Source organism: uncultured Photobacterium sp., from assembly GCF_947039875.1.
Lineage (GTDB): Bacteria > Pseudomonadota > Gammaproteobacteria > Enterobacterales > Vibrionaceae > Photobacterium.
Map to the genome: position 1 here is coordinate 19421 of NZ_CAMRAN010000047.1, position 9598 is coordinate 29018.

Annotated in this window: 5 protein-coding genes; 1 reads left to right on the top strand and 4 read right to left on the bottom strand. The window is 43.9% G+C overall.

Annotated elements, in window-relative coordinates; all coding sequences use genetic code 11:
- Positions 1 to 14: 14 nt before the first annotated feature.
- The gene (murQ, locus tag Q0V26_RS14570; RefSeq protein WP_297483030.1) at positions 15 to 920 is read right to left on the bottom strand and encodes an N-acetylmuramic acid 6-phosphate etherase; all 906 of its coding nucleotides are present in this window, start codon (positions 918 to 920) and stop codon (positions 15 to 17) included.
- Positions 921 to 1170: 250 nt separating this feature from the next.
- Here murQ and Q0V26_RS14575 point away from each other — a divergent pair, with 250 nt between their 5' ends.
- Positions 1171 to 2022 carry an SIS domain-containing protein gene (locus Q0V26_RS14575; protein ID WP_297483020.1) on the top strand — a complete coding sequence of 284 codons (852 nt, stop codon included), beginning with the start codon at positions 1171 to 1173 and terminating at the stop codon, positions 2020 to 2022.
- 139 nt (positions 2023 to 2161) lie between these two features.
- Here Q0V26_RS14575 and Q0V26_RS14580 read toward each other — a convergent pair whose 3' ends face one another.
- The 3 genes from Q0V26_RS14580 to Q0V26_RS14590 all read right to left on the bottom strand — a co-directional run bounded on the left by Q0V26_RS14580 (position 2162) and on the right by Q0V26_RS14590 (position 9579).
- Positions 2162 to 2362 (bottom strand): hypothetical protein, encoded by a 201-nt coding sequence (locus Q0V26_RS14580; protein WP_080155824.1) that lies wholly within the window; start codon positions 2360 to 2362, stop codon positions 2162 to 2164.
- Positions 2363 to 2661: 299 nt separating this feature from the next.
- On the bottom strand, positions 2662 to 5631 hold the full coding sequence (locus tag Q0V26_RS14585; protein ID WP_297483024.1) for a transglutaminase-like domain-containing protein: 2970 nt from the start codon (positions 5629 to 5631) through the stop codon (positions 2662 to 2664).
- Positions 5632 to 5655: 24 nt separating this feature from the next.
- The gene (locus tag Q0V26_RS14590; RefSeq protein WP_297483027.1) at positions 5656 to 9579 is read right to left on the bottom strand and encodes a putative Ig domain-containing protein; all 3924 of its coding nucleotides are present in this window, start codon (positions 9577 to 9579) and stop codon (positions 5656 to 5658) included.
- Between the last annotated feature and the right edge of the window lie 19 nt (positions 9580 to 9598).

Sequence of the window (9598 nt, forward strand, 5' to 3'; positions counted from 1 at the left end):
AACCTATTGTTTAATCATTCTTGGTCTAAAAGTGCATGACGAATAAAGCCATTATGTTTACTCAGTTTTGCAGCTGCTAACTCTGCATCAATATCAAGTAAAATCATTAAGATGGCGGTTTTACAGTGATTATTACATTGGGCTAATGCTTCAGCCGCCTGTGATTCTAAGCATCCCGTCGCTTCAACCACAATATTATGCTGACGCTGAATAAGCTTGGCATTGGTTGCTTCAACATCAACCATTAGGTTTCCAAACACTTTTCCGGTACGAATCATTGCGCCAGTGGTTAACATATTCAGCACTAGCTTCTGTGCGGTACCCGCTTTCATTCTTGAAGAACCCGTTACGACTTCAGGTCCAACAATAGGCGTCATATTAATGTCTGCAATCTGTGTCATTGGACTATTGGCATTACAGCTTAATGTCGCAACCGTTGCACCAACGCTTGTTGCATAGTTCATCGCCCCGAGTACATAAGGCGTACGCCCACTTGCAGCAATCCCTACAAGTACATCTTTGTTATTAAAACCAATTTGTTGTAAATCCGCAGCACCAAGTTCAAGGTTATCTTCTGCGTTTTCAACCGCTTTTAAAATAGCTTGATGTCCACCCGCGATTAGACCAACCACTACGTCAGGGTTTGAGCCATATGTGGGAGGACATTCACTGGCATCTAAGATACCTAATCGACCTGACGTTCCAGCGCCTACGTAAATCAAGCGACCGCCAGATTGGAAAGCATTTGCAATAAGATCAACAACCTTCGCTATTTCAGGAATAATAGCTTCTACCGCTAAAGCCACTTTCTGATCTTCCTGGTTAATCACTTTCAACATATCAATTGTTGGAAGCATATCGATATTCTCACTCACTGCATTTCGGCTTTCGGTCACTAAGGTTGTTAGGTCGATCTTCATCATCAGCTCTCTCGCTTAACTATTAGGTTTGAGAGAAATCATATAGAATAAAAAATTCGATTAAGTGACAATAATCACAACTAAAATTATTCATTTTATGCCAACATTAGAGAATAAATAGGATTAGCAATATCTACACACAGATCGAGAAATGAAATTTATCCCTTTATTTTCAATAAGATAAAAAACATTACCAAAAGAATAATATTTATCCAATATTGAATAATTAATTCAAAAAAATGAGGGAATTATGAGTATTTTAGAGAAGATGCAAAACCAGAGAAGTTGTTTGTCGAGCAATGGTGTGAAAATATTAGACTTTATTCTTGAAGATCCAGCGTCATTAAGCGCTTACGTAAGCCAAGATTTAGCCGCCAAAGTTGGCGTTTCTCAATCAGGTGTCATCAAATTTGCCCAACGGCTTGGATTTAAAGGTTTTACGGCTCTTAAACTTGCCATTATTGAAGATCTTGCTCAACAAAAGGCCATTCTAGAGCCTAAAAGACCGATTCATAACAAAATTCATAGCGATGATTCTTCATTAACTATTGCTCAAAAGTTAATTCAAGAGAAAACCCACGCTATGATTGCAACAACCAATGCCATTAATTTTTCTGAGTTTGAGGCTATTGTTAAGCAGCTCAATCAAGCGCACCGTATTCAAATTGTCGGCATCGGTGGTTCCGCATTAACAGCGAAAGATCTTACTTTTAAACTATTAAAAATCGGGATTACAGCACTCAACGAACAAGATACGCATGTCCAAGTTGCCACAGCAAATACACTCACTAAAGACGATATACTCATCGCGATTTCATTTTCAGGCACACGTCGAGAAATACTTGTTGCGGCTCAATCTGCCTATGATAAAGGCGCAACAATTATTGCGTTAACCAATATTAAAAAAAGCCCCTTACGAAAATTAGCCCACTACTCGATTGATACCATTGCTGATGAAAAACAGTTTCGCAGTTCTTCTATTTCTTCTCGAACGGCACAAAATGTCATTACAGACCTACTTTTTATGACGTTATTACAACTGAAAAGTGATAAAGCAAAACTATTACTCAACGAGATATCCTCCGCAGTAGAAAGGATCTGATTTATTGTTTATGTATAGCGTAAGTATAAATGACATAGTATTTTTAATAAAACACTTAGTTTAAACATTTATATTAATATACAACGAGCTAAGCAAACTGCTGGAGATAGCAAAAGTAAACTTCATTAGCGTATGAAGATTATAATGATGGAAAAATAAAAAAGTAAAAACCACCATAGAAAAAAATAAATGCTATAAAAGTAACCAAACCGGCAAAAAAATTTAGCTTATTATCATAATAACTAATCCAACCACCGGAAAAGAATATATTTTTTGTAGCTAACGCGTACACCACATTTAACAGCGAAATAACAAAAGCAATCAAAAATAATATTTCCATTACACACCTCATTTTCATAAATATAATTAAGTAGATAAAGATATTTCGAACTAACTGGTTAGGTGAAATAAGTCATTAACTATATCTATCACCTCGAAAACCGATAATAGATAGATAAAAATCACCGCCAAGAAAATCACACACTTATCTGATGAATTTAAGTTCCACTGCGCAATACGCTTTACAATACCGAAACCGACTAACACATACGACAATATTAGTAATGCACTTGCCAAGTAAACTAAAAAGATCGAATCACTAATCACGCATTTCCTCATCTCTATATTGGTGGAATTCTTTTATCGCACTGTAGGTGGCTGATTTGGACAGCGACTTCCTGTCAGTGATATCACCTCAAGCGCTCGGGACACAACCAAACCAGCCATAATCCCAATGTAAAGCCCAAGGAATCCTATGATTGGCAGACCTGCAAGTCCCAATAAGAAAGGTAAAAGACCAATAACGACAAACAATGAAACCATCATGTCACGACAAAACTCTGAACCATTATCGTAAACCATAAGATCTAACCAAAGCTCAATCAAAAGTGTCCCGGCTATTAGCAAACTAATCATTAATGCTAGTGAAGTCGAAATTAGTCCAATACCAAAACCAATAAAGCTAAAATATACCGCCATCTCATCGCTCACGTAGCCACCATTTTCTCCACCTGAAATCTTATAAGCTCCAGAACCAGTGACAGGGTCTGTGATAATGTAGCCTGAGCCAGTCCAACCAACGACAGAAACAGGTTTCTCATGAACGATGACATCTTTACCCGATGCAATCGCACTGTTTATTTCAGCTCTTGCTTCATCATCGATTGCAATCTCACTGAGTAAAAACTGGTTGCTATTAGTCAATGTGTAAATTTTTTGACCTTGTTGACCAGCAATACCCAATGCTTTAACAGCACTAATACCTTGCGGATTGTTGGTACCATCATCCAGCATTTTTTCTGGTACTAAGTTTTCAAGATATGACGAAACCGCCCCTGTCTTACGGTGATAATCTCGCCAGTCGTCCAGGCAGTTATTCGCTGCTTCCGCATTGTTTGCCAGCCTATCAATATCCATTCCCAGCCCACCGGGAGAAACCCTACGAGGAACGCCAAAGAAGTAAGAAACGCTCAAATCAGTACTGAATGTACCGTAGCTAGGTTGAATATAGTTCACAACTTTTGCAGATTTCGCCAACAATGTTTGTTGGAGGTTGACCATAGCATAATAGCTATGTATCCCTGTTTGCAGGAAAAGCCCTACTGTATCGTGTTTGGTTAGCGTATCTATGTTTCCAGCACCCAGTTGTTGGCTGCCAGCGGCATTTTTCGCTTTCAAATCTGCCAACATACCCGGTTCAATACCATGGTAGTCAATACCAATTGCTTGATACTCACCAGCGATGACAGGGCTGTCAGTTTTTTCCCATCCAAATCGGGGCGTCCAAAAGCCTTTAGAGGTATTAAGTTCTTCCCCTAGAGAAAAACTCCGATTTCCCGTCGCTACCACCTGCGTATCGACGAGAAACTCTACGTCCATTTGGATTAATCCATACGGTAATTTCGCATTTGATGACGTCGCTTCACTTTCACTTTGTGGCAGCTTAGCATTTAGCATATCAATATCGGCCTGAGTAGCTGGTGTAAAATGCAGCGCCAACGTTTTACCGGCTAATGCAGGGAGCGACATTTCCACATTGAGGTGAGTGTTTAGGTAGTTATCGTTCAGCGTAAACCCAAACTTATGCCTTATATTGCTTGGTAGTTGAGCCAACGGCTGGCTGGCGACAACAGAAATGTATGGCAACGCCACAGGAAGCACTTCAGCTTCAGTTTTGACAATTTTCTTCTCTCCCGCTATGTCATTAAATTTCGCATTGGGATGGTTAAGCTGAATATAGTCTTCGACTTTCTTTTCCAGCTCCGAAACAAGTTGAGCGGCATAGGCTTGATCAAGTCCACGAACCGTTTTGTTCTCATAATCAACATCAGCGGCTGCTGTTAGCGCGGCATATAATTGGTCCGGGTCAGTATCCATCGCTGCGTTTAGATCAATACCTTCCTCATGGGTGTACTGTTTGAAGCTAGGGTCTAATGCGACCCATTGCCCTTCAATTTGCGCTTCTGCCCATACATGCTCCATCTTAAGGCGCTTTGCAACGCCGTTATGATCCGTAATCAGAACATTAGGTACGCCACCCTGACCAAGCAGATTTTGCAGTGCTTCGACATTTCTAACACCGCCAACCCAATTAAGTGACTGACTAATATCAACTTCCACCGAGCCATAGACATAACGTGCAGGGGTGTTTGAAGCCCGTAGCAAACTGACCAACAGGCTGGCTTGGTCAATTGCCCCACCTCGTTTGCTAAACAAGGTATAGTCTGCCCCCTGAATCGAACCATGTGCAGGAACGTACTCTATGGTGTTGTAGACATAGTTATAGATAGCCAACGGATCGTGATTCAGCTCTGTGGCTAGCTGTGTTAAGCGTTCAGTTACTTGGTTATCTTCATTAAACTGCAAGAACATGTCTGACGCTGGGTCTGACGCATAACTTGAAACTGTGCGTGCATTAGCCTGATTGCTTTGGCTCAAGAGCCCAAGATAATCCTGAAGTGCTTCAACAGAAGGGGCTGGTTCGTGAACAGCAGAAGAAAGAGGGCCGAAAGGCAGTATTTCACTATTGTATTGGTGAGGAGCTGGACCCAGCTTTATCGATGCCAATGATTGATGCAGTTTACCCGCAAGCTCTTGAGACTCGGTGACAGAATTGAAATCTGCCTGACCGAGAGCGCTAGCAGCTTCCATCATTGAGTGATAATGCTTGAACATCATAGACAGCTGATCGCTGACCAATTTAACTTTCTGGACATCATTTGTCTTTACGGCCTCACTGAGCTGCTTTCGCAACGCATGTTCAGCTTCATCCTTTTGATCAGCGATGATGTTGACGGAATGCGAAACATAGCGTTGAAACTTTTCAGCTAGCGCCACACGCATCTCGTTTAGCTCTGCTAACTTGTCATCACCCTCCTTGCCAGTAAAACTAGCAAGGTATTTGGAAGTGTGTTGACGCAATGCCTCAACACTGTTCATCAATTCGATGCCTACATCCCTATTTTCATAATGCTCTTTTGCCGCGAGCATCGCCATCGCAGAAGGCGAGTAGAAGACAAACAGGTAAAGCATCGCCACAGTTAAGGCTACCATCCGGAGAAAGCCACCGGTATTTCGCCAGAACTCAAGCGCAATATTGCTAGATTTCATATTTATATCCCTATATTCCGGTGGTTACTGCAAAGGTACGCGACAAATACGGCGATTAAACTCACCCGGCGCTGTTACTTCTATCGCGAAACGTTGAGTGACAGCCTTCCCAGTTAAGTCACTCACTTCCAGCTCCACGTCCTGCAACCCAACCTGCTTGTTGTTTGCTAACCATTGAACGAGTCCGGACTGACTGATACCCATTCCTTCTGGCGCGCTAAGCAGGCGATATCGCAATGCATCGCCATCAGGGTCACTCGCAACAACCTGATAAAGGTACACAAACTCAGTTCGGGCACGAAGTTTAGGTAAACTTGTCAACACTGGCGGTTGGCTTTCTCCGAGATATTTAACGGTTAGATTGAACTTCTGAGTATCACTGTTCCCAACGGAATCAAACACCGAAACACTTACGTAATGATCACCAACATCGTTTTCAATGACACTCCAAGAGAGAACGCCAGAGTTGCTTACTGCCATCCCTACAGGGCCTTCGTCAAGCTGATAACGTAAAGGATCATTGTCCAAATCAACCACTGTCATCGGGTACGCATAATCCATCCCGTTATACGCTGATAGTACAGGGGTACTCGTTATTACCGGCTCGTTTCCGCTGTTTACACGAATGCTGTACATTTGCTCCGCATACGCACCGTAGTTATCGTAAACCCTTAAAGTAACGGGATTACTTCCCTTCTGTTTGATTTCAGGAAGCCAGGTTACCGTCCCGTTTCCAGAGACAGTCATTCCTGCTGGCGCTTCAATTAAGCGATAAGTTAGAGCATCACCATCAGGATCCGCTGCAATAATAAGGTCCTGATAACTGGTCCCCACAAAGGCTTCAAGTAGAGGGACGGATGTGATGACAGGGTAAACATTGTTTAACACTTCACGAACAGTAACATTGAAGCTTTGTGTGCTTTGCATACCGAAAGGGTCTTCAGCAACAACAACAAAGGTGTGCGTACCCAACCGGGAAGCATTTGGTGTCCATTCGATTTCATTTGACGCGGTTAACACAGCCCCTTCAGGAGCCGTTGCCAACGAGAACGATACTGGGTCACCATTTGGATCCTTAGCAGACACCAAGTATTTGTAGGGGGTATTAATTGCTGCAATACCTGTTGGACTACTCGTAAACTCCGGTGCGGCGTTACTCGGATAGTAACTAAAGGTAAAGCTTTGCTCCGCAAAGACGCCCGACTGATCAGCGACTCGGATACGTACGCTGAACTTTCCGTCAAGTTGTGTACTGGCTGGCCATATGACTAAACCATCCGTGTCTATCACCATTCCAGCAGGTGCTTCCATCAACAGGTATGACAGCGATTCACCTTCTGGATCTGAAGCCAGCACCTGATAGTGCAAGTCCCCATTACTCTGAACTCGCCAACTTGGTTGGCTTGCAATGAGTGGTGGTTGATTTGCAGTTTCAACTACCTGTACATCGAAGCTCTGAGTTGTGACGAGTCCTCCGGCACTTCTCGCAGCAACCCTAACAGAATACGTCCCTGATTTACTCGGCTGCCACAATACCAAGTTGTTAGCATCAAGGGTCATTCCGTCCGGGAAAGCTTGCAGACTAACGTCTATCGGTTGTCCTAAGCTGTCCGATACCAACACTTGGTATGTGAACGTTTCGCCCAATTGCAGATACGTTGTAGGTGTGCTGGTAAACTCTGGAGCGTCTCCTGTGGTGACGGCAGAGATAACAAACGACTGGATGGCAGCTAAGTTTTTATCATCGATAACTTCGACGATAACGCTGTGTCCGCCATCTCCACTGACTTGATCCGGACGCCAGCTAATTTCACCCGTGTTTTCATCAATGATCATTCCTTCTGGTGACTCGATAAGCTGATAAACAAGACGGACATTTCGATCGCTCTCTGCTACCACTTGGTAATAGTAACTCGCCCCTACCTGCGCTTTTAACAACGGCTCACTGATAATTATTGGTGCCCGTAGAAAATCGAGAACATCAAATGAAAGCAGTGTTGTCGACTGCAGACCCGCGAGATCTTGCACTGCAACTTCAGCCATCAGCTGCCCAACGTCAGATTGCGTTGGCTGCCACGAGACAACACCACTGGTACCGTTGACACGCATGCCAGCAGGTGCATCAACAAGGGCGAATGAAAAATCATCCCCAACATTCGAATCTGAAACGTTCAACGCTAATTGGAATTTCTCACCAACCTCAAGCACAATTAGAGGGACTGGTTCAATGACCGGGGACTCATTGCTCTCCGCCACGTTAACCGCAAACCATTGTGTAGCTTCTGCCGCTTGACTATCCGTCACTTTAACTTTGGCAATCATGGCGCGCGTCTCATTGTTATCGGTCAGGCACTCCTCATTGCTACTAACAACGATGGTTGCAATGTCATCACCCAAGACGCTTTCTGGTATATCTTTTAGCACCAATGGTTGGCTACTTTCTGCAGCGAGGTTTTGAACATCAACCTGCCCAATAAAAACACCTTGGCTATAGAAAGCGACAGCGAAAGGATGAGTTGTGTCTGCCAGCCCCCGGTTGTTCAGCATCGCAGCTACCTGTACCAACCCACTCTTGCTTTCTGAAAGCGTTATCCGGTTAACTTGTAAATCGGCCTGATAAATAGGAGGGAGTTGATCTATGATCTCCTTAATCTTAATATCAACAATCGCCTCAGAGAAAGACTTCGCTCTAAGCCCCCCACTTCGCAGGAAGTTAAGGTCCCAGGCTGCTCCCCCGCTTTCAATGGCCAGGTTCACGTAATCTCTTACACTGGCGCCAGAACCATTTACAGCACTTGTTCCACTACAGGTGTAGTAACTGCCACTGCCATCGGCTACAAAACCTATTCCTTCAGCAGTCATACCCATTGCAGAACTGCTATCGTCACATCTGAACGATGAGTTAGTGACAGCATTGAGTAAGGTCCCGGTTGACTTGAGTTGCTCTAACATCTGTTGGTAAGACCAAGATAGGGTGACATCTCTATCTTCATCTGTAACAAGGATTAAGTTCTTCGCCGAGTCTGTTCTCAATGAGTAAGTGTCCAGCGTTCCTTTCATTGCACGATAACCATCTTCTGTACCGCCGTAGAGCCTTAACTGCGCCACTAAACGGCTAAAGCTGACTGACTCAACCATTTCCTCCCCATCAACCACCAGATAGCGGGACCCGCGTTCATATCCGACCAGACCATAAAGGTTCTTCGCTGTGCTTTCACCAACGCCCGCACCAACCAGACCAGCTTCCAACGACGGCACCAAGTCTTTAAGCCAATTGTGCTCTCCAGACATAGAGCCAGATTCATCCACTACGACAAAAACATCTGCACTACCACTCACGCGAGTTGTCGTGCTCTGAATGATTTTGCATTGCTGATTAGTTTGCTCAAATCCCTGAGGTGGCAATAAGACGTTCTGCCACTGCACCTCTCCGGTAATAGGGTCAATCGTTATGCCTTTATGACCATGCACCAGACTGAAATGCAGTTGTGTGTCCTTGTCATCCGTAGCTGTAACCTGGTAATAATAAGGTAGCTCTTTAGCAACCACTTCAACGGGTAGAGAGGTAATCTGTGGCGATTCATTGGCCACAGAAACGACGGTAAGCTGGTATTGCTGATTATCGGTTAACCCCGGAGCATCTTTAACCTGAACACGCACTGTCGTCGGTGGATCTAAACTTTCCGGTTTCCAAGTAATAAGACCAGTGTCCGCATCAATAACCATTCCCACTGGTGCGTCTAACAGTTCGAACGTCAGAGGATGCGATTCTTCATCTATCGCGACGACCTGATAAAGGTAAAGCTCTTGCAGAACAGCCTCAGAAATTGGTGCAGAAACGATAACAGGAGCATTGTTACCCGGTGCAGTAACATTAACATTGAAGCTTTGGCTGTCTTCAGCTTTACTGTCGCTAACAGATAAGGATATGTGTCGCGCAGCCGACACCTATCCGAAGTGTTGGACA

What these genes read in the sequence shown, in the direction of transcription:
- Q0V26_RS14585 (WP_297483024.1), bottom strand. Translation starts at nt 5,631, where the DNA reads ATGAAATCTAGCAATATTGCGCTTGAGTTCTGGCGAAATACCGGTGGC.
- Q0V26_RS14575 (WP_297483020.1), top strand. Translation starts at nt 1,171, where the DNA reads ATGAGTATTTTAGAGAAGATGCAAAACCAGAGAAGTTGTTTGTCGAGC.
- Q0V26_RS14580 (WP_080155824.1), bottom strand. Translation starts at nt 2,362, where the DNA reads ATGGAAATATTATTTTTGATTGCTTTTGTTATTTCGCTGTTAAATGTG.
- murQ (WP_297483030.1), bottom strand. Translation starts at nt 920, where the DNA reads ATGAAGATCGACCTAACAACCTTAGTGACCGAAAGCCGAAATGCAGTG.